Origin of the sequence: Gardnerella sp. Marseille-Q9185 (assembly GCF_046508745.1) — a bacterium.
GTDB classification, from domain to species: Bacteria; Actinomycetota; Actinomycetes; order Actinomycetales; family Bifidobacteriaceae; genus Bifidobacterium; species Bifidobacterium greenwoodii.
Genome location: NZ_JBKFWK010000008.1, coordinates 19,897 through 46,390 on the forward strand (window position 1 = coordinate 19,897; position 26,494 = coordinate 46,390).

General features: G+C 39.9%; 32 protein-coding genes. All 32 read left to right on the forward strand.

Going from position 1 to position 26,494, the window contains the following annotated elements; all coding sequences use genetic code 11:
- The first annotated feature begins 9 nt into the window (after positions 1 to 9).
- Positions 10 to 1,245: a site-specific DNA-methyltransferase gene (locus tag ACLD5M_RS05980; protein WP_410314804.1), complete on the forward strand. Its 1,236-nt coding sequence runs from the start codon at positions 10 to 12 to the stop codon at positions 1,243 to 1,245.
- A gap of 98 nt (positions 1,246 to 1,343) precedes the next feature.
- Positions 1,344 to 1,994: a hypothetical protein gene (locus tag ACLD5M_RS05985; RefSeq protein WP_032819288.1), complete on the forward strand. Its 651-nt coding sequence runs from the start codon at positions 1,344 to 1,346 to the stop codon at positions 1,992 to 1,994.
- Positions 1,978 to 2,142, forward strand: a complete 165-nt coding sequence (locus ACLD5M_RS05990; RefSeq protein ID WP_020757783.1) for a hypothetical protein — start codon at positions 1,978 to 1,980, stop codon at positions 2,140 to 2,142. Before ACLD5M_RS05985 ends, ACLD5M_RS05990 begins: the two co-directional genes overlap by 17 nt.
- 160 nt (positions 2,143 to 2,302) lie before the next feature.
- Positions 2,303 to 2,587, forward strand: a complete 285-nt coding sequence (locus ACLD5M_RS05995) for a transcriptional regulator (RefSeq protein ID WP_075523005.1) — start codon at positions 2,303 to 2,305, stop codon at positions 2,585 to 2,587.
- Positions 2,588 to 2,737: 150 nt separating this feature from the next.
- Positions 2,738 to 2,962 (forward strand): hypothetical protein, encoded by a 225-nt coding sequence (locus ACLD5M_RS06000; RefSeq protein WP_075523004.1) that lies wholly within the window; start codon positions 2,738 to 2,740, stop codon positions 2,960 to 2,962.
- 126 nt (positions 2,963 to 3,088) lie between these two features.
- Positions 3,089 to 4,681 (forward strand): terminase large subunit, encoded by a 1,593-nt coding sequence (locus ACLD5M_RS06005; RefSeq protein ID WP_075523003.1) that lies wholly within the window; start codon positions 3,089 to 3,091, stop codon positions 4,679 to 4,681.
- A gap of 9 nt (positions 4,682 to 4,690) precedes the next feature.
- Positions 4,691 to 5,938: a phage portal protein gene (locus ACLD5M_RS06010; protein ID WP_410314805.1), complete on the forward strand. Its 1,248-nt coding sequence runs from the start codon at positions 4,691 to 4,693 to the stop codon at positions 5,936 to 5,938.
- Positions 5,939 to 6,274: 336 nt separating this feature from the next.
- The gene (locus ACLD5M_RS06015) at positions 6,275 to 6,757 is read left to right on the forward strand and encodes a hypothetical protein (RefSeq protein ID WP_112928567.1); all 483 of its coding nucleotides are present in this window, start codon (positions 6,275 to 6,277) and stop codon (positions 6,755 to 6,757) included.
- A gap of 21 nt (positions 6,758 to 6,778) precedes the next feature.
- A complete protein-coding gene (locus tag ACLD5M_RS06020) occupies positions 6,779 to 7,546 on the forward strand; it encodes a hypothetical protein (RefSeq protein WP_004104990.1) in 768 nt (255 codons plus the stop codon).
- A 116-nt stretch (positions 7,547 to 7,662) separates the two neighbouring features.
- Entirely contained in the window at positions 7,663 to 8,406 is a 744-nt protein-coding gene (locus ACLD5M_RS06025) for a head maturation protease, ClpP-related (protein ID WP_410314806.1), read from the forward strand.
- 2 nt (positions 8,407 to 8,408) lie between these two features.
- The gene (locus ACLD5M_RS06030) at positions 8,409 to 9,593 is read left to right on the forward strand and encodes a phage major capsid protein (RefSeq protein ID WP_410314807.1); all 1,185 of its coding nucleotides are present in this window, start codon (positions 8,409 to 8,411) and stop codon (positions 9,591 to 9,593) included.
- 26 nt (positions 9,594 to 9,619) lie between these two features.
- Positions 9,620 to 9,898, forward strand: a complete 279-nt coding sequence (locus tag ACLD5M_RS06035) for a head-tail connector protein (RefSeq protein ID WP_410314808.1) — start codon at positions 9,620 to 9,622, stop codon at positions 9,896 to 9,898.
- Complete coding sequence (locus ACLD5M_RS06040; protein ID WP_410314809.1) at positions 9,899 to 10,231, forward strand: phage head closure protein; 333 nt, start codon at positions 9,899 to 9,901, stop codon at positions 10,229 to 10,231.
- Positions 10,228 to 10,608: an HK97 gp10 family phage protein gene (locus tag ACLD5M_RS06045; protein WP_410314810.1), complete on the forward strand. Its 381-nt coding sequence runs from the start codon at positions 10,228 to 10,230 to the stop codon at positions 10,606 to 10,608. Before ACLD5M_RS06040 ends, ACLD5M_RS06045 begins: the two co-directional genes overlap by 4 nt.
- On the forward strand, positions 10,601 to 10,939 hold the full coding sequence (locus ACLD5M_RS06050; RefSeq protein ID WP_103014101.1) for a hypothetical protein: 339 nt from the start codon (positions 10,601 to 10,603) through the stop codon (positions 10,937 to 10,939). Before ACLD5M_RS06045 ends, ACLD5M_RS06050 begins: the two co-directional genes overlap by 8 nt.
- Positions 10,923 to 11,495, forward strand: coding sequence for a major tail protein (locus ACLD5M_RS06055; RefSeq protein WP_014554473.1), 573 nt, complete (start codon positions 10,923 to 10,925; stop codon positions 11,493 to 11,495). The genes ACLD5M_RS06050 and ACLD5M_RS06055 overlap by 17 nt, the downstream gene beginning before the upstream one ends.
- 17 nt (positions 11,496 to 11,512) lie before the next feature.
- A complete protein-coding gene (locus ACLD5M_RS06060; protein ID WP_410314820.1) occupies positions 11,513 to 12,040 on the forward strand; it encodes a hypothetical protein in 528 nt (175 codons plus the stop codon).
- A gap of 89 nt (positions 12,041 to 12,129) precedes the next feature.
- Positions 12,130 to 14,697, forward strand: a complete 2,568-nt coding sequence (locus ACLD5M_RS06065) for a hypothetical protein (RefSeq protein WP_410314811.1) — start codon at positions 12,130 to 12,132, stop codon at positions 14,695 to 14,697.
- An 11-nt stretch (positions 14,698 to 14,708) separates the two neighbouring features.
- Positions 14,709 to 15,362, forward strand: a complete 654-nt coding sequence (locus ACLD5M_RS06070; RefSeq protein ID WP_410314818.1) for a hypothetical protein — start codon at positions 14,709 to 14,711, stop codon at positions 15,360 to 15,362.
- A 12-nt stretch (positions 15,363 to 15,374) separates the two neighbouring features.
- Positions 15,375 to 18,182 (forward strand): phage tail spike protein, encoded by a 2,808-nt coding sequence (locus ACLD5M_RS06075; RefSeq protein WP_410314819.1) that lies wholly within the window; start codon positions 15,375 to 15,377, stop codon positions 18,180 to 18,182.
- Positions 18,183 to 18,294: 112 nt separating this feature from the next.
- Positions 18,295 to 18,459, forward strand: coding sequence for a hypothetical protein (locus tag ACLD5M_RS06080; protein ID WP_019260890.1), 165 nt, complete (start codon positions 18,295 to 18,297; stop codon positions 18,457 to 18,459).
- Complete coding sequence (locus ACLD5M_RS06085) at positions 18,459 to 18,791, forward strand: toxin (RefSeq protein ID WP_410314812.1); 333 nt, start codon at positions 18,459 to 18,461, stop codon at positions 18,789 to 18,791. The genes ACLD5M_RS06080 and ACLD5M_RS06085 overlap by 1 nt, the downstream gene beginning before the upstream one ends.
- Positions 18,792 to 18,963: 172 nt before the next feature.
- Positions 18,964 to 19,383, forward strand: coding sequence for a holin family protein (locus tag ACLD5M_RS06090; RefSeq protein WP_410311444.1), 420 nt, complete (start codon positions 18,964 to 18,966; stop codon positions 19,381 to 19,383).
- Positions 19,376 to 20,296, forward strand: coding sequence for a GH25 family lysozyme (locus ACLD5M_RS06095; protein WP_410314813.1), 921 nt, complete (start codon positions 19,376 to 19,378; stop codon positions 20,294 to 20,296). Before ACLD5M_RS06090 ends, ACLD5M_RS06095 begins: the two co-directional genes overlap by 8 nt.
- 151 nt (positions 20,297 to 20,447) lie before the next feature.
- On the forward strand, positions 20,448 to 20,855 hold the full coding sequence (locus ACLD5M_RS06100; RefSeq protein ID WP_410310414.1) for a LuxR C-terminal-related transcriptional regulator: 408 nt from the start codon (positions 20,448 to 20,450) through the stop codon (positions 20,853 to 20,855).
- Positions 20,842 to 21,054, forward strand: a complete 213-nt coding sequence (locus ACLD5M_RS06105) for an SHOCT domain-containing protein (protein WP_004104948.1) — start codon at positions 20,842 to 20,844, stop codon at positions 21,052 to 21,054. The genes ACLD5M_RS06100 and ACLD5M_RS06105 overlap by 14 nt, the downstream gene beginning before the upstream one ends.
- 61 nt (positions 21,055 to 21,115) lie before the next feature.
- The gene (locus ACLD5M_RS06110) at positions 21,116 to 22,711 is read left to right on the forward strand and encodes a recombinase family protein (RefSeq protein WP_410314814.1); all 1,596 of its coding nucleotides are present in this window, start codon (positions 21,116 to 21,118) and stop codon (positions 22,709 to 22,711) included.
- The gene (locus ACLD5M_RS06115) at positions 22,681 to 23,091 is read left to right on the forward strand and encodes a hypothetical protein (protein WP_019260896.1); all 411 of its coding nucleotides are present in this window, start codon (positions 22,681 to 22,683) and stop codon (positions 23,089 to 23,091) included. Before ACLD5M_RS06110 ends, ACLD5M_RS06115 begins: the two co-directional genes overlap by 31 nt.
- Position 23,092: 1 nt before the next feature.
- Positions 23,093 to 24,670 (forward strand): recombinase family protein, encoded by a 1,578-nt coding sequence (locus tag ACLD5M_RS06120; RefSeq protein WP_410314815.1) that lies wholly within the window; start codon positions 23,093 to 23,095, stop codon positions 24,668 to 24,670.
- A gap of 514 nt (positions 24,671 to 25,184) precedes the next feature.
- Positions 25,185 to 25,778: a DUF4097 family beta strand repeat-containing protein gene (locus ACLD5M_RS06125; protein WP_375168987.1), complete on the forward strand. Its 594-nt coding sequence runs from the start codon at positions 25,185 to 25,187 to the stop codon at positions 25,776 to 25,778.
- Positions 25,779 to 25,869: 91 nt separating this feature from the next.
- Positions 25,870 to 26,154, forward strand: coding sequence for a hypothetical protein (locus ACLD5M_RS06130; protein ID WP_004114737.1), 285 nt, complete (start codon positions 25,870 to 25,872; stop codon positions 26,152 to 26,154).
- Between the two features lie 108 nt (positions 26,155 to 26,262).
- Positions 26,263 to 26,494 (forward strand): ATP-binding cassette domain-containing protein (locus ACLD5M_RS06135; protein ID WP_410314634.1); only part of this gene is annotated, 232 nt, incomplete at its 3' end.

The following is a 26,494-nucleotide window of genomic DNA, read 5'->3' on the forward strand; positions in this document are numbered from 1 at the left end:
GGAAAGCTTATGGAAAAAGAAATGCAGTATTATTTGGCTGACGTAAGTGAGCTTATCCCGTATGTAAGAAATGCTCGCACGCACTCGGAGGTGCAAGTAGCTCAGATAGCGGCAAGTATTCGCGAGTTTGGTTTTCTATCCCCAATTCTAGTGGCTGAGGATAATACGATTCTCGCGGGGCACGGCAGGCTTGCCGCGGCATTAAAACTGGGTCTTAAAAAAGTTCCGTGCGTGAAAGAAAATCATTTAACTGAAACACAAAAGCGTGCTTATATTATCGCGGATAATAAGCTTTCACTTAACGCCGGCTGGGATAGTGAGCTTTTAGCTGTTGAATTGTCGGAGCTTGAAGGGGCTGATTTTAATCTTGATCTTCTCGGGTTTGACGAGGCGGAGCTGTCCGGTATTTTTGATGCTGATAAAGACGTGAGTGATGATGATTTTGATGTTGAAAAAGAGCTGGAAGAACCGTGTTTTTCTAAAACAGGTGACATGTGGACGCTTGGTAAGCATCGTGTTATTTGCGGTGATGCTACTAAGTTAGAAACATTTAAGACGCTTCTTGAGGATACTAAGGTGAATCTGGTGGTTACTGATCCGCCTTATAACGTGAACTATGAGGGTTCTGCTGGGAAAATTAAAAACGATAATATGGAGGATGATAAGTTTTACCAGTTTCTTTTCAACTCGTTCGTGAACATGGAGCAGGCGATGGCAGATGATGCGTCTATCTACGTGTTTCATGCTGACACGGAGGGTTTGAATTTTAGAAAAGCATTCCAGGACGCGGGGTTTTATCTTTCAGGTTGTTGTATTTGGAAGAAACCGTCGCTGGTGTTGGGTAGAAGCCCTTACCAGTGGCAGCATGAACCGTGTTTGTATGGGTGGAAGAAAAAAGGTAAACACAAGTGGTATGCGGGTAGGAAAGAAACTTCAGTTTGGGAGTTTGAAAAGTCTAAGAAAAACGCTGATCATCCAACCATGAAACCAATAGCTCTTTTAGCGTATCCGATTAAAAACTCGAGTATGACGAACTCGCTTGTGTTAGATCCGTTTGCTGGAAGTGGTAGCACGCTTATAGCCTGCGAGCAGACTGGTAGAATCTGCTACGCTATCGAGCTTGACGAGAAATATTGTGACGTGATTGTGAAACGTTATATTGAGCAGGTTGGAAATGATAAGAGTGTGAAAGTTTTAAGAGGCGGTAAAGAATACTCGTTTACTGAAGTATGTGCTAACGAGTAAGACTCGTATTTTATATGAAAAATAGTTTGCAAACGCTTGCTATAAGCCTTCTTTAGAGTGATTTATATATGTACCCGAAAAAATCTAAAGGAGGCAAAATGGAATTAAAATACGGGTTAAAAGGAAAAGATAGGCAGCCGCTTATTAAAGCTATAGAGGATTCTACGGGAGTAAAGGCTGTTTACTTAAAAACTCCGAGTATGTCTTACAAGATAGGTGTTTTCAACATTAGTAAAGATGGTACGGTCACGTGTAGTAGTGAAGAGAACTTAGATGATTTGAAAAACATGTTAGACGTTGACTATGGTATAAGTCTTCCAGTCTGCGCGTGTGATGGTACGCAATGTTTTAGTGTTGAGTTTCCTAAAGATAAGGCTGATGTGGTAAAGCTTAGGAAAATTCTTGATAATAAGGGTGATCTTATTAAAAAAGCGTTAGGAGTGAACAGTCTTAATATTAAGGAAGAAGATGATAAGCTTATTTTTCCTTGGTTTGAGCAGGCTAACCAACCAGGCTTGGCATCCTATGCGAAGTTTATAAACAGTCTTTGTAAAATGAGCGTGGAAATTAAACGCGTAAATAATAGTAAGCGTGAGACGGTTAACGATAAGTATGCTTTCAGATGTTTTCTTCTTAGACTCGGGTTTATAGGAGACGAGTTTAAACAAGACAGGAAAATTATGCTTTCCCGTTTAGAAGGGTCCTGTGCTTTTAGAAACGGGGGTGAGCGTAATGCTGTATTCGAGTGAAGACCAGGCGTACGTGTTGAGTGAAGACTGTACTACAGGTTCTTTGGTTGAAGAAATTTTCGCGATTTTAGAGCAAGAGAACGAGGTTTTTGTAAAAGCATGTTTGACTGTGGTAGATGATTTTTGGGTGATGATTATTTCCGCATGATTTTAGAAACGTTTAACGGTTTTTAAGAGTAAAAAAATTAGCGAAAACTGGGGGAAAAACGTGTAAATACCCGGTGTTTCTTGGCTTAAAAGCTTGCTATTGCGCGCTTTTAGAGTGATATATAGTACTAGCAAAAACACGTGCGCAAAGGAGAAAACCTGTGAAAAAAGAAATTTTACAAAACCTCGCAAACGAAGTTAAAACATGCAGACGCTACGCACTAAACGCAGTCAAAAAAGCTGAAGAAGGGAAAATTAGTTCGGCTATCAGCATGCTCGACATCGCGCAAACAGCAAAAACCTGCGCCAGTAAAGCTCACGAGGAGCTTTGGAAGGCAAGCGAAGGAAAACTAAACGATACGGAGTTTCAACTGTTTGCGGATGCTGAAACCTTGGACAAGGATATTCAAAAAGCGTATCAAGCGATTCAACAAGAAAGAAGCTAAAAGAAAGGGGGGATAGTCAGCCATAGGGTTGGAAGGCTGGAGAAAAATCGTGGAATTATCCGCGATTTTTTCTCGTTTATGGCTTGCTATTATGTGCTTTTAGAGTGATATATAGTATCAGCAAAAAACACAGAAAAAGGAGAAAAAATCATGTGGGAACAAGATACGCTTAAAGTTGAAGATCAGGTTGTAAGCTACAGTATGAAGGTTTTTGAAGAGCCAAGCGAATATGGGATTAACCAAGGGCGAATTTCCAAGCTTACTTTGAAAAACAATAACAAGGTTATCGCAAACTATGATAGAGGCTGGGATATGATGCCAACAAGCAAGCTTGCAAACGAGGCTTTAGAAATGATCCTTGACGCAAGAAACTAAAAACTTTAAGTTTAGTTAAAAGTAGCAGGGCTTTTAAGGCCCTGTTTCTCGTAGGAAAGATAAGGAAATGATGTGGGCGCAAGCAGGCGTCTCTTTTTTTATGCCTAAAGAAAGGAGGAGCTTAAGTTGGAAAAATACGAGGTTACTAAGTTTAAAAAAGAAGATTCAACGTATAGTAAGGATTTAGCGGATTATGCCGTGAGTTTTATCGAATGTTTAACACACACGAAAGGAACGTGGGCTGGTAAGCCTTTTAAGCTCCTAGCCTGGCAGGAGCAGATTATCAGGGACTTGTTTGGCGTGGTGAAACCGAATGGTTACCGTCAGTTTAATACCGCGTATATTGAGATACCTAAGAAAATGGGTAAAAGTGAGCTTGCTGCTGCAGTAGCCTTGCTTTTATGCTGTGGGGATAATGAGGAGCGTGCCGAGGTTTATGGTTGTGCGGCGGACCGTCAGCAGGCAACGATCGTGTTTGATGTGGCGGCGGACATGGTTAGAATGTGTCCGGCTCTTAATCGTAGGGTTAAAATTTTAGCTTCGCAAAAACGTATTATTTTCCTACCAACTAACAGTTTCTACCAAGTGTTGTCGGCTGAAGCGTACTCTAAACACGGGTTTAACATTCACGGTGTCGTGTTTGATGAGCTTCACACGCAGCCAAACCGTAAACTTTTTGACGTGATGACTAAAGGCTCCGGGGACGCTCGCATGCAGCCACTGTATTTTCTGATTACCACGGCTGGTACGGATACGCATTCGATCTGCTATGAGACGCATCAGAAAGCAGTGGATATTCTCGAGGGCAGGAAAATTGATCCAACTTTTTACCCCGTGATTTATGGTGCAAAAGATTCGGATGATTGGACGGATCCTAAGGTGTGGAAGAAAGCTAATCCTTCTCTTGGAGTGACGGTTCAAATGGAGAAAGTTAAAGCTGCTTTCGAGTCAGCCCGGCAAAATCCTGGTGAAGAGAATGCTTTCCGTCAGCTTCGTCTTAACCAGTGGGTGAAACAGTCTATTCGTTGGATGCCGATGGAAAAATGGGATGCTTGCGGTTTTCAGGTGAACGAGGAAGAACTTGAGGGCAGGGTTTGCTACGGGGGTCTTGACCTTTCAAGCACTACCGATCTTACGGCTTTTTCGCTTGTGTTTCCGCCTTTAGATGAGTCGGATAAGTTTCGTATCCTACCTTATTTTTGGGTGCCTGAAGACACACTTACCCTTCGAGTGAATCGTGATCATGTGCCTTATGACGTGTGGGAAAAACAAGGGTTTATTAAGACTACGGAAGGAAACGTTGTTCACTATGGGTTTATTGAAAAATTCATCGAAACTTTAGGTGAACGTTTCAATATTCGTGAGATTGCTTTCGACCGTTGGGGTGCGGTGCAAATGGTGCAAAACCTTGAAAACATGGGGTTTACCGTGGTTCCGTTCGGACAAGGGTTCAAGGATATGAGTCCGCCTACCAAGGAGCTTATGAAGCTTGTGCTCGAGCAGAAAATCGCACACGCAGGGCATCCGGTGCTTCGCTGGAATATGGATAACATTTTCATCCGCACTGATCCTGCAGGAAACATTAAATGCGATAAGGAAAAATCAACCGAGAAAATCGATGGTGCTATAGCCACCATTATGGCGCTTGACCGTGCTATAAGATGCGGTAACGCGAACACTCAAAGCGTGTATGACAATCGCGGGATTTTGTTTATGTAGGAGGTGACAATGAACATTTTTAGCAGACTATTTAAATCAAGAGATAAGCCTGAAAACAGGATGTTAGGCGGTGGTTATCGTTTCTTAATGGGTACGTCCTCGTCGGGTAAGAGGGTGAATGAGCGTTCGGCGATGCAGATGACGGCAGTTTACTCGTGTGTGCGTATCCTGTCTGAAGCGGTGGCGAGTCTGCCGCTTCACGTGTATGAGCGGACGAGTACGGGTACGGCTAAAGCGATTAAACATCCTTTATATAAGGTGCTTCATGATGAGCCGAATCTTGAAATGACAAGCTTCGTGTTTAGAGAAACTTTGATGACGCATCTACTGTTATGGGGTAATGCTTACGCGCAGATTATTCGAAACGGTAAAGGCGAGGTTTTAGGCTTATACCCTTTAATGCCTTATCGTATGAGAGTTGACCGGGATGAGAGTGGTCAAATTTTTTACGAGTATACGTTAAATGATAGTGATGTTTTAGCGGGTAAAGAAACGAGTGTGAAACTTAAACCTTTTGACGTGCTTCATATTCCCGGTCTTGGTTTTGACGGTCTTGTTGGCTATTCGCCTATTGCGATGGCAAAAAACGCTATCGGTATGGCGATAGCTACGGAAGAGTATGGTGCATCGTTTTTCGCTAACGGTGCTACACCAAGTGGAATCTTGGAATACCCCGGTACAGTGAAAGATCCTCAAAGTATGAGGGATAGTTGGAATAAGGGGTTCTCGGGTTCTAACTCGCATAAGATAGCGATTTTAGAGGAAGGCATGAAGTATACGCCTATTTCTATTTCGCCTAACGAAGCACAGTTTCTTGAAACTCGTAAGTTTCAGATTAACGAGATTGCTCGTATTTTTAGAGTCCCACCACACATGGTTGGTGATTTAGAAAAGTCGAGTTTTTCTAATATTGAGCAGCAGTCGTTGGAGTTTGTGAAATACACGCTGGATCCTTGGGTGGCGCGTTTTGAACAGTCTATTACGAGGCGGCTTTTTACTGATAAGGAGAAAGAAACTTATTATGTGAAGTTTAACGTGGATGGTCTTCTTCGAGGAGACTATCAGAGTCGTATGAATGGTTATGCTACCGCTCGTCAAAACGGTTGGATGAGCGCGAACGATATTAGACAGTTAGAAAACTTGGATAAGATTCCCGCCTGTGAGGGTGGTGACTTGTATTTGATTAACGGTAACATGCTCCCGCTTAACCGTGCTGGAGCGTTCACTGTAATTGGTAGAAATAAGTTAGGTGATTAAGATGAATTTGTGTCTTGATAATATTAATATAACATGTTATATTAATATTATTATAGTATAACTGTTTAGACAGTGGATGAATCATTTAGGCAACGAAGACATAACGAATTATCTTAACGTTAAGCGAAAAATAGAATTTAATCTCTATGGATACTTAGCTAAGATAATATCCTACACTATGAGAGTATACAACAAATTAATAATAGCAGAAAGGATGGAATAATTTATGTGACATTATAAAAATCATAAAATGTACAAGAATAGTGATCATTCGAGATAAAAGCTGATTAATCTCAATCTTAGTTAAAGATGTTGTTTTTAAGGATGTGCTTACAAATGATTAGAAAAAGAAAGATGTTATCAGCAATAACCACTTATGTAATGGTTGTTGGAATGTTGTTTTTCACATCCAATTCTGTTGCTTATGCGTATACTTTATCTCAACCAAAATCGTTTTATGATAGTATTTCATGGACATGGTTTTATAGCGATAAGGCTACGCCAGCATATAATTGTCTAGGATTTGCAACTGGTAGTATGACGTACGAATGGCCTAGTGACTTTGGTGATGATGCTGCTACTAAAGCGCAATTGGATAATTATCTGGCAAAGAAAGGTTATAGACCTTATAAATATGATCCATTTATTCTAGCGTATGGTCATTCTCCTGATAAAATTGTTCATTTTGCAAAAGTTACTGGTCTTAAGTGGTGCCGTGCTAAATGGGGACAATTGGAGCTGTTTAACCATGGTAGTCATGATCCTTATTACCCTAATTCTGTTTATGGTTCTTTGCAACACAAATACACTGCGAATTAGAATTCTAGGAGGTGTAATACTATGTCTAAGAAAAAAATGTATATTTCGCTAGGAACTTTACTTTTATTGGTTCTATTTGTATTTACTGGAATTTTTATTATTGGAAATAATCCAGCATCAAAGAATAGTGGGAATATAGCTCATAAATTGATGCCAGTAAACGTAGCTTATGCTGAAACGTTAGATGATATAAAGGGATCCATGAATAAGTTGATGGTGGAATTAGAAACTGAGACGAAGACTAATCCACAAGTGGCTATGCAGGCACATCCAGGAAAGTTTATTAGGAATTCTAAAAACTATCAAAGAATATTGAAACTGGGACTGAAGGCAATTAAACCTCTTTACGATGCTATTTATGATAGTAGAGATGCTGGATGCTATGAATATATTCTAGCTATGGCTATTGAAGACATAACTGGCGAAAAGTTTGTTTACAATTCTGACTATGGTTGGAAAAATTCGTTAGAGTTTAGGATGGCTTATGACGAAAAAGTAAACAATACAAGGTTTAATGTTGAAAGAATCAGTAATAATGAAACTTTGAATGATCATGACCGAACTCAGAAATTTAAGGAATTAGGGATTTTTGCAGTTTCTGATTTAATTAAAGAGTATAGGAAAAGTGATTCCAAAGTTTCTAAACCATCGATATTAGAAGCTGTTAAGGGAATTACTAGTAAGTATAAAGAACTTGCAATAACGGAAAGAACTCCAACTGAGAGTATTCTAGATGAAACACAATTATTTGATTCTCTAGTTTCCTTAAATGGAAGAGCATACAAGTAAGGTGGATTATCTAACTGTAAAGCTAGTTCTTTAGGTATTATATGAGTGTTATACGAACATGAAGCGACCAAGAAAATCTTGGTCGCTTCTTTATATAAGAGAGGAGGAAAAAGGTAATGAGGAAGTTTTGGCAGTGGAAAAACCAAAAGGAAAACAATGAGACTAATGAGAATAATGAGATTTTTGAGAGGACACTGTTTCTTAACGGTACGATTGCTGAAGAATCATGGTTTGATGATGATATTACACCACAACTTTTTAAAGACGAGTTAAACGCTGGCAGTGGAAATATTACCGTGTGGATTAACTCTCCCGGCGGCGATTGTGTGGCTGCGGCACAAATCTATAACATGCTCATAGATTACAAGGGTTGCGTGACGGTCAAAATTGACGGTATAGCAGCAAGTGCTGCCTCGGTTATTGCGATGGCTGGCACAAAGGTTTATATGAGCCCGGTGTCAATGCTTATGATTCATAATCCTATGACTGTTGCTTTTGGAAACAGAAACGAAATGGAAAAAGCAATATCAATGCTTGATGAGGTCAAAGAGTCCATTATTAACGCTTACGAGATTAAAACAGGGCTTAACCGTGTGAAACTCTCGCATTTAATGGATTCGGAAACGTGGATGGATGCTAACAAGGCGGTAGAACTCGGGTTCGCGGACGGTGTTTTAACTAGAGGTGAAACCACTGATATTGGCATACCACAGGTTTCAACATTGTATTCGAAAGCAAGCGTGCAAAACACGTTATTAGAAAAAATATCTAAAGCCTGCCGGATAAGCGGTAAGGAAACAAACAATATTAGTGCAGACGATCTTATGGATCGTCTTTTTTTAATCAAAAATTGGAGGTAAACATGATGAACACTATTTCAAACATGGTTGAGAAACGTAACAAGGCTTGGCAGGGTGCGAAAGCTTTCCTTGAGTCTAAACGTGACAAGGACGGGCTTATTTCAGAAGAAGACGCGAAAACCTATGATGAGATGGAAGCGAAAGTGAAAGCTTACAGTACGGAAATTGAACGTTTAGAGCAGATGGAAGTAATGGATAAGGAGCTTTCAAAACCAACATCTGAAGCGATTGTTGCAAAACCTATGAAAACAGGTGTTAACCTTGAAAAACAAGGGCGTGCGCGTGACGAGTATAAGCAGGCAATGCTTACAGCTCTTAGAAGTAATTTTAAACGAGTCGATAACGTGTTGCAGGAAGGCGTGGACGCTGACGGCGGGTATCTTGTGCCGGAAGAATACGATAATCGTCTGATTGAAACGTTGAAAGAAGAAAACATTATTCGCTCTCTTGCTACCACGATTACTACTAGTGGCGAGCATAAGATTAATGTTGCGATGAGTGATCCTGCGGCGGCTTGGATTGAAGAAGGCGCAAGCCTTAACTTTGGGGATTCCAAGTTTGCGCAAATACTGCTTGACGCTCATAAGCTTCACGTTGCGGTAAAAGTTACTGAAGAACTCTTGTATGATAATGCGTTTAACCTCGAGAATCATCTTCTCACATCCTTCGGCATGGCGTTAGCTAACGCTGAGGAAGACGCTTTTCTTAACGGTGATGGTGTGGGAAAACCGACTGGTATTTTCAACAAGAAAGACGGCGGCACGTTCCTTAAAGAAACTACCGGTATTAAAACCGATGATCTGATTGATCTTATTCACGCTTTGAGGCGACCATACCGTAAAAACGCGAGTTTTATTATGAACGATAAAACAGTCGCGAGCATACGAAAACTTAAAGACAATAATGGCGCGTACGTTTGGCAGCCTTCATACCAGGATGATGAGCCGAACAGGATTCTCGGATACCCGGTATACACGTCTGCTTACGCGCCTGAAAACATGGTGGCTTTTGGCGACTACTCGTACTACAACATTGGCGACCGTGGTTCACGCTCGTTTAAAGAACTTACCGAACTTTTCGCTGGAAACGGCATGATAGGTTTCGTCGCTAAAGAGCGTGTAGACGGCAAACTCGTGCTTAAAGAAGCAGTGCAGATTCTGCCCGTTAAAACAAGCGTAGCAGCCTAAAAAAGATGGTTTAAGGAGGGGTGTTGATGATAGTTACGATTGAGGAAGCAAAAAACTATCTTAGGGTGGATAGTAGAGAAGATGATGAGCTTATCAACACCCTTATTCATTCTGCTGAAAAACTCTGCCAGGGAGTAGCTCGTAAAAACGATACTAGTTTGATTAGTGAAAACTTTGACGAGTATCGGCTCGCAGTCTTATACGCTACAGGATACTTGTATGAGCATCGGGAAGAAGCCGACCACCACGCGCTAACTCTCACCTTACGTTCGATGCTTTTTACTGTTAGAAAAACGGGGTTTTAAATGAGAATAGGTTTATTAAACGAGCGTATTGTGCTGCTTAAAAACAGTGTTGAAATTGATGAGGTTGGTAACCATAAGATTAAGTGGAGTAAATATTACGAGTGTTACGCCACGGTGAGTGCTGAAAGTCCAATGGAGCAGACTTCTGCGGGAAACGTGTGGGATGAGTCAAAAATAGATTTTACTATCCGATATTCGAAAGAAACAGCCGTAGTCTCATCGCTTGGTTACAGGATTATTTTCCGTGATACGGTTTATGAGATTTTAGGTGTTGACCACATGAATTATAAGAAGAAAAGCCTGAAACTTCACTGTAAGAGGTGTAAAAAGTGAGCAAAGTAAGTATTGGCAGCCTCTCTAAAGAAGTTATTAGAGAGCTTAAAACTTACGCGAAAGTTACAACCGGGAAAGTAAAAGAAGCAGTAAAAACCGCTGGTAAAACAGCAAAAGAAGAAATTAACGTGACAGCTCCTAAACGAACTGGAGCGTATGCGAAAAGTTGGGCTGTTAAAACATTAAACGAAACAGGCAGCAGACTAGTTCTCGTAGTGCATTCTAGAAACAAGTATCAGCTTACACACTTGTTAGAGTACGGTCATGCTAAACGAGGCGGCGGACGCGTGGAAGCAAGAGCACACATTGCTGAGGCTGAAAGTAAAGCAGTACGAAATTTTGAAAAAGAAATAGAAGAGGCGGTTAAAAATGGGTAATCTTTTAAACATTATGAGAGAGATAGGTTTTCCTTTCGCATACCATCATTTTGCTGAAGGAGAATCCCCTAATCCGCCTTTCCTCCTGTTTCTTACGCCTGCGAGCAGTAATTTCGCGGCAGACGGGAAAACATATTTTAAAGCAAACGAAGTTCATATTGAACTATACGCAGACTATAAGAACCCCGTGCTGGAAGAACAAGTTGAAGCCGTGCTTGATAGGCACGGCATTTTTTATAACAAAACAGAAACGTTCATAGAGTCGGAACAGCTTTATGAAACACTCTACATTTTTGAAATGGAGGTAACAATAAATGGGAAACAAGGTTAAATACAATCTTAAAAACGTGTACGCGGCAAAACTTAAAAAAGATTCGAGTGGTTTCTCCTACGATGAGCCTAAGCCGATTCCGGGGGCGGTGAGTATAAGCCTTGAGGCTGAGGGTGAATCCTCACCGTTTTACGCTGACGGGATTGTTTACTTCAGGTCGACTGCGAACAACGGTTACAGTGGCGACTTGGAAATTGCTCTTATACCTGAATGGTTTAGAACGGAAATACTACGAGAAGAACTAGATAAAAACGGTGTGCTGGTAGAAAACGCGAAGATTAGCGAAACAGAAAAATTCGCGCTCCTGTTTGAGTTTGATGGTGACGTGAACGCGATCAGACACGTTTTATATAACTGTTCAGCAACACGACCGTCTATCGAGTCAGAAACTAAGGAAGACACTATAGAACCGGGTACGGAAACTTTATCGCTCACGGCTGATCCTAGAGAAGATGGTTTAGTGAAATCTAGGAGTGGTGACACTACTTCAAAAGAAACCTATGAGAAATGGTATAAGAGCGTGTACGTTCCGCAAGTTAACACGGAAATCAAATAAGTTTTAAAGGAGTAAACGTGTTAGAAAAAACAGTAAAAGTAAATGGTAAAGACGTGAAGTTTCGTTCTTCCGCCACTATTCCAAGACTGTATCGTATTAAATTCAAGCGTGATATTTTCAAAGACCTATCAAAATTAGAGCAGTCTTTCAAAAACAACGAGGGTGTTTTTGAAATAGCAGATCTTGAAATTTTTGAAAACGTAGCCTATATCATGGCTTATCACGCGGATAATAGTATTCCAGCAAGTATTGATGAGTGGCTTGACGAGTTTGAAATGTTTTCTATCTACGAGATTCTTCCTGAAATTCTAGAACTTTGGGGAGCAAACTTGGAAACTGAAGTAAAATCTAAAAAAAAATTTAAAGCAACAACACGGCAAATGACAACCGCGTTGTTTCTTCTTAGATGCACCGAAATCGGGATTAGTATTTGCGAACTGGATCTTTTAACCATCGGCATGATTTTAGACATGTGGACGGAGAAAGCAAACGATAATGTGAAATACGATAAGCTCGCAAGCCAAACAGAATTCGATAGGTTCTAGACTAGAACCAAACATTCTCACATTGCGGTATTAAACAGAAAATCTGAATTTTTTCACGCGTAAATTAAGAGAAAAAGGGAGGTGAAGTTATGGCAAGCAGGATTAAAGGTATTACTGTTGAAATTGGTGGGGATACTACAGGCTTAGATAAGTCTTTACAACAGGTGAATTCGACTATTCGCTCAACCGAGCAGTCGCTTCGTGATGTTAATAGGCTTTTGAAACTTGATCCGACAAGCACGCAGCTTCTAAGCCAAAAGCAGGCTTTTTTGCAGAAAGAAATCCAAGAAACGTCTAATAAGCTTAACGTTTTGAAACAGGCGGATAAGCAGGCTAAAGTACAGTTGGAAAACGGGGAGCTTGGTAAAGACAAGTATGATGCGTTGCAGCGTGAGATTGTTGAAACAGAAAATAATCTTGATAGTTTAAAAGAAAAATTAAAACAGGTAGGTAGTGTTAGTTTAACCAAGCTTAGTAGCCAGTTTGATAGTACGAGCAAAAAGATAAAGAAACTAGGAGATGGTATGTCATCTCTTGGTCAAAGTTTAAGCACGAAAGTTACGCTGCCGATTGCTGCTATTGGTACTGCTGGTTTTACTGCTGCAGCAGACTTACAGGATGCTATGGGTGCGACAGAGCAGATTTACGGTAAGTCTGCTAACAAGATGCTTAAATGGTCAGGAAGTTTGAAATCCTATTATGGTATTGCTCAAGGTCAAGCTTTAGAGTATGCGAATACTATGGGCGCGATGTTGAAAAATATTGGTGGGAAAAGTGATGCTGAAGCAGCCGAGATGAGTCAGAAGCTGGTTGCTCTTGCAGGCGACTTGTCTGCTATGTTTGGTGGAACAACCGAGTCTGCTGTTCTTGCTTTAACAGGCGCGCTTAAAGGTAATAATGCGATGCTTGACAATTATGGTATGGGTGTTAACGAGGCGACTATTAAAGCTAAAGCTCTTGCTATGGGTTTGCATGATGGTAGAGGCGCGATGAGCTTGCAAGCGAAACAGGCTGCTACTTTGGCTCTTATTATGGAGCAGACTGCTGACGCTCAAGGGCAGGCTGGGCGTGAAGCCGCGGGCGCTTCGGGTTCTATGAAGATTCTAAAAACAGAGTTGCAGAATATTGCTGCGACTATTGGTAATGTTTTACTTCCCGTCATAACACCATTAATGCAGAAAATATCAGCATGGCTTTCTAAATTTAAACAGCTTTCTCCAGAAAGCCAAAAACTTATAGTGACACTTGGGCTGATTGCTGCGGCAGTCGGCCCTTTTTTAGTGGTTCTTGGAACGTGTATTTCTAAAATAGGTGTTGCTATACAAGGTTTTTCTAAACTAGCTTTGTTTATAGGTAAAATGTTCGCAAGTTTTACTTCCGGATCTAGTATTCTTGAAGGGTTAGGCGCTGTTTTAGGTGGAGTGTCCGCGCCAATACTCGCGGTTGTTGCGGTTATTGGTGTTCTGGTAGCAGCTTTTGTAACCTTATGGAACACTAACGAAGAGTTTAGAAACAGTGTTATTGCTGTTTGGGAGAAAATTAAGGAAACTTTCACCGGTTTTGTTAATGGTGTTAAAGAAAAACTGTCAAGCCTTGGTATTGATTTCACGAGTATTGTTGAAGGGCTTAAAACAGTGTGGAATGGTTTGTGTGCTATTCTAGCTCCACTGTTTGAAGGCGCTTTAAATTTAAGTTTTACTAGTTTCAAAACCGTTCTTGATTTAATCACAGGCGTTTTAGACGTTTTTATAGGATTGTTCACCGGTAACTGGTCTCAGCTTTGGAATGGTGTAAAAGAAATTTTTACCGCTGTTTGGAACGCGGTTAAAAACACGTTCATAACGGTATTTAACACGTTAAAAAACGTTTTTAACGTGTTTTTGTCTTTCTTTGGCACTAGTTGGAACAAACTGTGGTCGAGTGTGAAAAACTTTTTCATGAATGTTTGGAATGGTATCGTATCGTTTTTCACTAACGTTTTAAACGGTATTAAAAACACTGCAACAAGTGTTTGGAATGGTATTAAAACTGCGATCATGAGCGTGGTAAACGGTATTAAAACAAGCATTTCAACAGTGTTTAATTCAGTAGCAAACATGGTTAAGTCTGTGTTTAACGGTATTAAAAACACGGTTGTGTCAGTTTGGAATGGTATTAAAAACGCTATCATCACTCCGATTGAGGCGGCGAAAAACAAGGTTAAAGCAGTAATCGACGCTATAACAGGGTTTTTCTCTGGCATAAAACTTAGTCTTCCTCATATTAAACTGCCTCATTTTAGTATTAAAGGACAATTCTCTCTTACGCCACCGTCTGTACCGTATCTTGCTATCGACTGGTATAAGAAAGCAATGAACAAGCCAATGCTGTTAAACGGGGCGACTATTTTCGGTGAGAAAAACGGGCGTATGCTTGGCGGCGGTGAAAAAGGCCCGGAAGTGATCATGGGGCTTGATACTTTGCAGAATATGAGCGCGGGAGCGAACACGCAAATGCTTAGTGTTATGAACCAGATTCTAGCGATTATGGACGCGTATTTCCCACAGTTTTCCAACCAGAGTATTGTGCTCGACACTGGCGAACTAGTGGGTGGTATCGCGCACAGGATGGACAGTGAGCTTTTTAAGCTTCAAACAAGAAAAGCAAGGGGGTGGTAAAAGTGTATGGGATGCTAATAAACGGGTTGCATAGTTTTAACGATCTAGGGCTGGTTGCTACAAGCCGTCCACGCATTCAACTTCCAGAACCTAAATTAGAGTATTTGCAAATACCAGGCAGGCAGGAAAGTATTGATATTAGTGAAAGTCTTGCCGGTGAAGTGTTATACGAGATGCGTGAAGGCTGTTTTGAATTCATTGTCGCAAACAAAAACAAGTGGAATGAAACATGCCATAGTGTTAAAACGTTAATCCACGGCAAGAGTGTGAAACTGTCTCTTGATGATGAACCATTGTTCTACTATCAGGGTCGAGTGTGGGTTAGTGATTTTAAATCGGATAAAAACTATTCAACTCTCACACTCAACTATAAGCTGCAACCATATAAGTATAGTGTAGATGATTCGGATGGGATTCACACAATATGGGGTATGCAAGTAGATGATAAGCGTGAAATAACACTCGTTCACGATTTTGACATGACACTGATCCCAGAATTTAACAACCTGTCATCTAACAGTATGCTACTGGATTCTAATGGTAAAAACTATGAGATTAAAACAGGCGTTAACCGTTTCCCACAGCTTCGTTCAAAAACAAACATGAGTTTAACATTCGTTGGAAACGGGATGGTAAATATTTCCTATAAAAGGGGGTGGTTGTGAGTGTACAGGATCATGCTTGATGATAATACGATTTACTATCCAAATGATGACAAAGCGGTACTTGATGATATCACGTTAAATTTGGAGCTTAATACTGCAGGAACGTTAACGTTTACTTGCCCTAGTCAAAACCCTTGCTATGAGCTTATTAAAAACCGGAAATCAATAGTAAGCGTGTGGCGTGACGATGAGGAGATTTTCTTCGGCGAGGTTAGAGAACAAGTAAAAGACTTGTATGGTAGTAAGAAAGTAACTTGCGTAGGGTTGTTAACTTACTTAGCTGATAGTATTCAACCTCAGAAAGAATACCATGATCAGAGTTCCTACCAGCTTTTAGAAAAACTTTTACAAGCTCATAACAGTCAAGTAGATGATTATAAGAAAATAAGAATTGGTTTCGTAACCGTATCTGACTCGAATGATTCACTCTACAGGTTTACTAATTTTGAAACCACGCTTGAAGCGATCATGGGAAAAATGGTTGAAAAACTTGGCGGATATTTGCGGCTTAGGAAAGAAGACGGGAAACTTTACTTAGACTACCTACGTTTAGAAGAAATAGGTAAAGCTACAAGCCAGCATATTAGTTTCGGTTTAAACCTGCTTGAATACGCGGAAAACCTTTCAGCAGAGGATGTTACTACAGCGGTTATTCCTCTCGGCAAAGAGTTGGAAAACGAGAATGGTGAAAACGAGGTTCTTAAAAAGCATGTTGATATTACTTCAATAAACAATGGGAAAAACTATATAGTATCTCGTGAAGCGCAAAAAACATTCGGCTGGGTTTGTAAAGTTATTAATTTTAATAATGTGACAGTCCCAACTAATCTTATGCGTAAAGCTACTAAATGGTTACAGGATAACCAGTTTGAAAGGGTAGAAATAAGCCTTAGCGCGGTTGACTTATCCGCGTTAGGTTTATATTATGCGACGATTAAGTGTGGGGATAGGGTTCGTTGCCTCGCTCCACAATTTGGCATGGACCGAGTGTTTCCTGTAGTAAAAAAGACTATACCGATTCAAAAACCAGGCGAAGTTAGAATCGTGCTTGCGAGCAGGATTTCTAAAGGGTATGTGCAAAACGTGTCGCATGCTGTTCAAACGTTAAAAGAAGAAACGGTTGAAGCTAGAAAAATTGATAACGAGCGTGTTAAAGCTGCGATCGATAATATTAAAGCGCAAATGGGTAATTCTCAAAGCGGCTATAAGATAAGCGAATACGATAGTAAAGGCATGTGGGTTCGTGACCTTTACATGGATACGCCTGATAAGAACACTGCTACGAAAGTGTTACAGGTTAACATGAATGGTATTGCTGGAAGCCATAACGGTTTTTCAGGGCCTTACAATACTGCGATGACTCTTGACGGCATGGTGTATGGTGACAGGATTATCGGGCATTCGATTGACGCGGAAAAACTTTCAGTTTCTTACACTTCCCAGGTAGAAAAGCAGATTAGTAAAGCAAAAAACGAGGCTATAAAAGACACTGGTAGGAGGCTTGAAAACTATTACACGATAAGTGAAATCAACACGAAACTGAATGTTACAGACGGTAAGATTGAGGCTGGTGTTGAAAGCGTTAACCATAGTCTTAAACAGAAAAACGGTAACTATTACGGTTCGTATACTCCAAGCCATTTTAACGCTCCTATGAGCTTGTGGCTGACTGATAGTGAAAAAATGCAGCATGTTGGTGATTTTTTCTACGACACGTCAACCGGCTACGCTTACAGGCTTATTGTTAAGCAGGAAAGTTTAGCCGTAAAATTTAATGAGAAGTCGCACACGGAATCAGCTTTTGACGATTTTGTAGACATTTTTTACAAGTATAAGGATAAAATTTACGCTATACCGGGTTTAACTGGTGAAAAAATTTCTGGCGCAACAGTGTTTGTTCCATCAAACGAGTTTTGGCTACATTTTAGAACTAACTGGTCTCCGTTTGACAATTATGGTTTTAAGATTGATAGCATTACAAAAGAGTATTCAGGAGAAATTTCAGGATACGTGTCTAAACTGCCTGAAGATATTAACATTATTGAGGTTAAAGGTGAAAATTATCCTGAGTCTGAACACCCGTATAAAGCTGGGACAAGCAAACTATGGCATTACGTTTCCGCTGACAGTATAAGTAGTTTTAGAACGTTCGATTGGATCAGAGTTAAAGATAAAGACATTGAGGCTGCTAAATCCACGGCTGATAAGGCTATTTCTAAACTAACCATAGTAGAAGATTCCATATCTTCAATGGTTAAAAAAGGTGATTTTGGTAGTTTCATGCAGCAAAACTATAACAGTTTCCTTCTCGGGTTTAACCATTCGAGTAAATACGTGCAAATAACACCCGGGCAGATAGAACTTTACGATGGTGAAGTTGACGAGGATCATAAAAGAGCTGTTTTTGATAAAAACGGAAACAACTTCTACCGTAACGGCGTGTATATTGGCTATGTTGGAACCGGCGAGTGGGAAGAAGATAATTCTCACAAGGGTCTAGTTTTTCATCTTACTAACGACGGAAAGTATATGGCTTTCGCGCAACGTAAATCAGCTGATGAAGAAACATACGCTACTATGCTGTGTTTTTCACGTTCGCAAAGCATTTATAAAGAGTATGGTATTCACGCTGGATGCAACTTTTACATGCACGGTAACAAGATTATAGATCCTGTTTGGCAAGACGGTGCAGGAGTAGACGCGGATATTAACTATGTGCAGATTATTGAAATGAACCAGGATGGGAAAGCTTCAAAATGGGGTTCTAACGCTCACATGGTGTTTAAAAACGGGATACTCATGAAAGTTAAATACTATTAAAAACGCGGAAGTGAACGCGGAAGTAAACGTTGGCGGAAGTGAACGTTGGCGGAAGCGTTAAGTGAAGCGTTGAGGAGAATTTGTTATAGGGAGAATATAGGGAGAATTTGTTATGGAAAAACTAATTATTCACACAAACAAAATAGTGGCTAATAAGGGCACGCGCTTAAAAGATGTGACAGAAAGTATTACAACACCCGTAGTTGATAATACGAAAATTTTATGCGAAATCAGCCACAAGCTGGATATTATTCTAAAAAAGATTGGAGGAGAGTAGTGGTAAAACCGACAATTAGCTACGCGGTAGCTGTGCAAAAATATAAGGCTGAGTTAAACGAAAAAATAGTCGAGTTGAATAAGCAAATACCAATACCTACTTACATGATAGAAGGCATTGTTGCAAGCGTATTATCTGATATGCGTTCGGCAGTGATCGCGGAAAACTCGATGGAATATGAAGCGTATGTGAAACAGTTAGAAGACTATTTTAATTCTAGAGAACGCGAACTTAACGACGAGATTTTGAAAATAAAAGCCGAAAAAGACGAAAAAACTGAAAAAGATGAAGCGGCTGGGAAAGGTGAAGATGCTGAAGAATGTGTTAAGTAGTAGTCATGTGTTGAAAAATAATATCAGTTGAAATACTGAAATGCTGAAATGCTGAAATGCTGAAATGTTAGGGCAGGTGTGGTTTAAACCATACCTGCCATTTTTTATTACTTTTTACTTTTTGTTTTTATAAGAGTACTGGCAAATGTTAGGAAAACTTGTAAGGAGAATTATGAGAGGATTTTGGAATAGTGCTCAACTGGCTTTCACACTGGTAGGCGGCTGGCTGGGATACTTTTTAGGCGGATGCGACGGGCTGATCCTCGCGCTCGTTTTATTTGTGGTTGCGGATTATATTACAGGCGTGATGTGTGCTGTTACGGATAAGAAACTGTCTAGCAGCATTGGTTTTAAGGGCATTTTTAGAAAGGTGCTCATTTTTATGCTTGTTGGTATAGCAAACATTATAGATTTTCATGTTTTGAAGCAAGGAAGCGTGATGAGAACCGCAGTAATTTTCTTCTACCTATCTAACGAAGGATTATCTTTAACCGAAAACGCGGCTCACCTGGGGCTTCCCGTGCCTGAGAAATTAAAAAACGTTTTAGAACAATTACACGACAAGAACAGGAAGGACAATACTCATGAGTAAAAAAGGAATAGACGTATCAGAATGGCAGGGTGACATTGATTTCAACGCGGTGAAAGCATCCGGCGTCGAGTTTGTGATCATTCGAGCAGGATACGGTATCGGATGCAAAGACAAGTGGTTTGAACAGAACTATCGTAAAGCAAAAACATGCGGTCTTGACGTGGGAGCCTACTGGTATTCGTACGCAAACTCTGCAGGCGAAGCGTCTGAGGAAGCTCAAAGCTGTGTGAACATGCTTTCAGGTAAGAGTTTTGAGTATCCTGTTTACTTTGATTTAGAAGAAAAAAGCCAGCTTAACCGTGGGCGAGCTTTCTGCGATTCGCTGATTACCAGTTTTTGCAATAAGCTGGAAACTTGCGGGTATTATGCAGGTTTTTACACTTCGCTTTCAACTGCTAATAATCTTGTGTCCGCTCATGTTAGAAACCGTTACGCTTTGTGGATAGCACAGTGGAACACGCACTGCAGTTATCAAGGTTCGTATGGTCTTTGGCAATACTCGTCAAGTGGCAGTGTGCCTGGAGTAGCCGGCAGAGTTGACATGGATTATGCTTACGTGGATTATCCGAGCATTATTAAAAACGCTGGCCTAAACGGGTGTAAAAACGGTGGCTCTGACCAAGCTGCGCGCACGTCAAGTATTGATGAGGTGGCGCGAGAAGTTATTAACGGCGCTTGGGGTAACGGAAATGAGCGTAAACAGCGTTTAACTTCTGCCGGATACGATTATGCGAGCGTGCAAAATAAGGTTAATGAGCTTCTTGGTGTTAAAGCTTATAGAAAGTCGGTTGATGAGCTTGCACGTGAAGTAATCCGAGGTGCGTGGGGTAACGGAAATGAGCGTAAACAGCGTCTAACTCAAGCCGGATACGATTATGATACGGTACAAAAACGAGTAAACGAACTCTTGTAAAACAGTTTGAAACTTGTAAAGCCCGAGGCTTGTTCCTACATTGGAGCAATCCTCGGGCTTTTTTTATTTTTTTTTTAAGGTTAAATTGTCAAGTCAATAGGTTAAAAAACACTGTTTTTTCTTTGCCTGTGATGTAAGGAGGCACAGGCAAATGAATATAAAAGAAAAACAGCAAGTAATGAAACTTCGTAGTGAAGGCTTGGGTTATACGAAAATAGCTAAACAGTTAAATCTTTCAGTTGATACGGTTAAAAGCTACTGTAAGCGCAACAATCTTGGCGGCGTAAATGTTGGCAATAGCGTTCAATTATGTGATTTATGCGCTAAGCCTGTTAAACAGAATGCTGGTCGTAAAGTTAAACGTTTCTGCTCTGACGCGTGTAGAAACACGTGGTGGAGTAAGCATACACAGTTGGTAAAAAGACAGGCAAACTATGAGTGTGTCTGTTGTAACTGTGGTGAAAGTTTTACATCCTACGGTAATAAGACTCGAAAATACTGCTGCCACGCCTGCTATATAGAACATCGTTTTGGAGGTGAGCATCATGCAAATAAGTAATGATGCTCACGGGCTAAAGGATGTTAAAGCTAGAGCTTGGACAAAAGAGAGTATGCAGGCGGATTTTCGTTTTGAAATAGCCGAAAAACTTACCGCTTCACTCTTTAAAAAAGGGCTTATCAGCGAGCAAGAAAAAGAAAAAATAAGCCGTCTTAACAGGGAAAAATTTCACCCGTTTTACAAAGAATTATTGGGTTAAAAGCTTGATAAACACTGCTTTTAGAGTGATGAATAGTATTAGCTGAAAGTGAGGGGAAATAGTGAAAGAAATAATAAAAATAGACTCTACAATGCGAAAAACTGGTTTTGAGAAAAAGACGCGGGTTGCAGCGTATGCGAGAGTTTCTAGTGATAGTGATGAGCAGCTTCTCAGTCTAGAAGTGCAGAAGGAGCATTACGAAAACTATATTAAGTCTAATCCATGCTGGGAGTATGCGGGGCTTTACTTTGACGAGGGTATTAGCGGCACGAAAATCGGTAAGCGTGAAAGTCTTAAACAACTGCTTAAAGACTGTCAGAGCGGTCAGATAGACAGGATTATTACAAAGTCTATTAGTAGGCTTGCAAGAAACACGGTTGACTGTCTTGAAATAGTTAGAAAACTTACCGGTCTTGGTATTTATTTGTATTTTGAGAAAGAAAACATTGATACCGAGCATATGAGTTCGGAGCTTATGCTTTCTATCCTGAGTTCTATTGCGCAAAGCGAGTCAAGATCTATCTCGGAAAACAGCATGTGGGCAATTCAAAAAAGGTTCGAAAATGGAAGCTTCGTCATTTCCTGCCCTGCGTATGGGTATAAAAACGAGAATAAGAAAATGATTATAGTTCCAGAGCAAGCCAGGGTAGTAAAAGAAATTTTCAACATGGCTCTTTCCGGCATGGGTGGAGAAGCAATAGCACGAGTATTGACCGATAAAAAGATTCCAACTAAAAAGGGCGGAAGTTGGACTTCAAGTACCGTGAACGCTGTTTTGACTAATAAAACATACACAGGGGATGTGATTTTTCAGAAAACATACACGGATGATAGTTTTAACCGTCATAAAAACTGTGGCGAGAAAAAACAGTATGTTATTGAAAACCATCACGAGGCTATCATCAGTCATGAAACTTTTAATCTTGTAAAAGAGATTATCGCGTGGAGAAGAAGTGAAAATAACATAGTATGTGGTAGTGGTAAGTACAATAAGCTTTATGCGTTTTCAGGTAAAATTCGTTGTGGTGAGTGTGGAAGCAAGTGTAAAAGACGAATAATTTATCAACATAATAAGGCGTATGGCATATGGGTTTGTATAACGCATCTTGAAGATATTCATGCTTGTTCACAAAAGTCTGTTATGGAAAGTTATCTTAAAATTTCTTTCCTGCAAATGTTAAACAAGTTAAAAGCAGGATACGTTCAAATATTAACGCCTTTCATAAAAAGCTTAAGAAACGTGAATAGTAAAGACGGTTTGAACAAGGTTATCGAACTCGAAGAAAAAATAGCTAAATTGCAAGAACAAGAGCAAGTACTCAGTAAGCTTTTCGCCGGTGGTTACATTGAGATGGATTCCTACTATCTGGAAAGTAATCAGCTTAAAGCGGAAATTGATACTTGTCTTAAGGAAAAACTTCAGCTTTCTAACAGTTTAAACGGTAACTTAACGCACTTAAACGAGGCGCAAAAACTTCAACGGTTCGTCAGCGTCACAGAAGTATTTAGTGAGTTTAAGGATGAGGATTTTCTGGATTTTGTAGACGATGTCGTAGTTAAAAGCAGAACAAGATTTCTTTTTATTTTGAAATGCGGATTGGAATTAGAAGAAGAGGTGAAAGAAACATGGCACGCATCCCATATGGTTACCGAATAGTAGACGGTAAAGCGGTTATAGATGAAGTAAAAGCTCAAGAAGTAAGAGAGTTTTTTCGTTTCTATCTTGAATTTAAAAATATTTCTCAAGCTGCTAAAAAATCAGGTATAAAAAGGGCTTGGCCAGTCACGGGCAAAATTCTTAGCAAGAAATTGTATTTAGGAACAGAGTTTTATCCTCAGATTATCGATGAGGATATGTTTAGACAAGTGCAACAAATAAGGCATGAGAATGCTATCAGGAATCATCGTTATAAAGAGCCTAAGCCAATAAAGGAAATTCGGCTTATTACAAGCTACCAGTTAGAAAAGGTAGAAAAGAAATATGATGATCCTTATCGGCAAGCAGCATACGCGTACAGTCAAATCAAGGAGGTGTAAAATGAGTGCCAACGTTATAATTATTCCACCAAGAAAAATAGCGGGGAATACGGTAGATAAGCATGAAGATAAGCCGAGGTTAAGAGTAGTAGCGTATTGTCGTGTCAGTACTGACAGTGAAGAACAGGCAACAAGTTATGATACGCAAGTTCAGCATTATACGGATTATATTTCAAGAAATCCTCTCTGGGAGTTTGCTGGCATTTACGCTGATGACGGTATTTCAGGAACCAGCACGAAAAAACGTGTCGGTTTCAACGACATGATCCACGATTGCATGAGTGGCAAAGTAGACATGGTTATCACTAAGTCGATTAGCCGTTTTGCGAGAAACACTATCGACTGTTTAAAGTTTGTTAGACAGTTGAAAGACAAAAACATTCCGATCATTTTTGAAAAAGAAAACATCAACACCATGGAAGCAAGCGGAGAACTATTGCTTACTATCATGGCTTCTTTAGCTCAACAGGAATCCGCGTCACTTTCTCAGAATGTGAAGCTTGGACTTAAGTTCCGCTACCAGGAAGGCAAAGTGCAAATCAACCATAACTGGTTTTTAGGATACACAAAAGACGATGAGGGGAATCTTGTAATTCTTGAACAGGAAGCAAAAGTCGTAAGAAGAATTTATAGAGAATATTTAGAAGGAGCAAGCCTTAGAGACATAGCGGAGGGCCTTGAAAAAGACGGCATTAAAAACGGTGCCGGGCATTTAAAATGGAATTTATCTAATATTAAAGGCATCTTGCAAAACGAAAAATATATTGGTGATGCTCTTTTACAAAAAACCATCACGACAGATTTTATTAACCATGTTCGTATAAAAAATGATGGAACAGAACCACAGTATTATGTAAAAGATAGCCACACGCCTATTATTCCAAGAGATATTTTCTTTAAAGTTCAAGAAGAAATGTTAAGACGAGCCAACATGTTTAGTGGTGAGGAGAACAAAAAAAGGAGAGTTTATTCCAGTAAGTACGCTTTATCCAGCCTATGTGTTTGTGCTAAATGCGGGGATGTTTACAGAAGAATTGCTTGGAACAACCGAGGAGTGCGTTCTGTTGTTTGGCGTTGTTGCACCAGAGTGGAAAACGGTCCTAGTGCTTGCGATGCTCCGACAGTACAAGAGAACGAACTGCAATCTGCCATAGTGAAAGCCATAAACAAGGTGTTTAGTATATCGGATGAAGTATTGGATACGTTGAAGAATAATATTAGAGAAATTATCGCGGGCAACAACTTAAGTGATCTTGAAACGGTTGATAAAAGAATTGCAGATAAACAAGCGATACTATTAACCTTGCTTAAAGCTAAAAAAGACTACACGAAAACTGCCAACGAGATTGATGAGCTTAAAGGTAAGAAACAGCAGCTTCTTATAGAAAAAGCAGGTCAAGAAGATGCTAAAAGACGAATCAGAGAAATGGAAGATTTTCTGAAAAGTGAGCGTCACGATATTAGTGAGTATGACGAGAAGCTGGTAAGAAAGTACATCAAGAAAATAAAAGTTTGCGATTACAAGTTCAGTATAACTTTTAAATCAGAGATTAGTGTTGATGTTGAAAGGGCATCGTAAAAGCCAAAAGAATGTGAGCGTTTGAAATGTTACAAAAGTCAGCCTAGGTGGTGAATCCTCTCTAGGCTGTTTTTATGCTCAAAAATCAAGCTATTAAGCCAATCTTAAACCTTTTAACGATAGCTTTTCCTATCGTTAAAAAGTGCACCCACTATCCATAGTGTGCACTCAAAAAAGTGTAGCTATACTTGGAGTTCTCTCAATCCACGTCGAGACTGTCGTATTGATGTCAAAGGCTGATTAGGTGGGTGCAAGTTTGCCCTTGTGTAGCAAGGCTTAGCGAGGGCTATCGTTAAAAGGTTTAATGTGCGGCGGCTTTAAGCTGGGTTCTCGTGATTTTTGAGTGCAGTTTGGCTGTTTGAGGGAAGATGTCGACGCTCTAGGGTTGAGTGCACAGGATGTTAACGTTAAAAGGTGCACACACTTTGCACCCACCCTGTGAAGTGGGAAAATATAGCTCAAAAGGTAAAATGAAACCTGATTATTAGTATGTGCACGAGGAGGTGCTTAAGGAATGGATAATAAGAAGTTTATCGCAGAGACGAAAGATGTTCGTTTAACGGTGAAACGTGCTGATACCTTTGGTGTGAGCTTTGTTAACTGTGAACAAGATATATTGAGGGTTGAGGAAGCGCAAAATGTTATAAGGCTTATTCAAACTAAAAAAGTCTCAGCTTCGAATTGGTTGAGGTGGTTTACTCAGGGTATGCCTGAAATTGTTGTGAGTTTGCCACATGATGTGGAAGTTTGTGAGGTTGAATCTGATTCTAATCAAGTGCTCATCACGGATATTGAGATTGGTAAGCTTTATGTAGAAGTGAACAATGGCAAGGTAGAAGTTGTTAATTTGAAGGCGGATGATGTCTTTCTTAAATGTTATAATGGGTCGGCTTCAGCAACAAACGTAGAAGTAACTCATGTTTGTACGCTTGATACGTTAAATGGCATGAGTATTTTAGAAGGAACAATCACCAAGGATGCAAGCCTTGAAGTAGATTGTGAGAATGGTGTCACCGAGGTTTCAGATAAGAAGAAGGTAAATTGTAAAAACGATGGATTTGCGCATTACATGGTGCACTGTCTTAATGGGAAAGCTATTGCGAAGTAGCAGACATATAGATCAAAAAAGAAGCAATAAAACTTGATATAAGTTGGAATTAGAGCGTATATAGACATACCGATAAAGGAGGAAGCCGTATATGCTCTATGTAAAATTTGATGATTTCGAAGATGTTAGCGTCATGGGAAATGAGAAAGATCATGGAATGTTTATTCCGATTAAGGATGGGAATGTGTATGCTGAGTGCGAACGGTGCGGTGTAGTTGAAAGGATCACCTCACCATGCGAATTCATTGCTAGCACATTTAGGTCAAGAGTGAACTTCAATGAAGGTTATGAACTTTGCGAGAAGTGCTTGCAAGAGGTTGAGTTTGTTACTGTTGCTTTGAGAACTGGAAAATTACCTAATCGAGAATTGAAATAACTGAAAAAGCAAAGCAGTGATAACCGTAGTAATACAGGAAAAACTAAACGTTAAAAGGTGCACACACTTTGCACCCGGGCGGTAAATGATAATTTAGGGAGGCGTTTTATGTCAGTAATTAAAATTGAAAACCTCACTTTCTCATATTATGGATATGTAAAACCCATATTTAAAAATGTATCGTTTTCCTTTGATACAAACTGGAAAACGGGATTGATAGGAAGAAATGGAATCGGTAAATCAACTCTATTTAAGTTACTTTTAAATCAAGAAACTTATCAAGGTAAAATAAGCAAGGATGTTGAATTTATTAAATTTCCACCAAATATAAGCGATACTT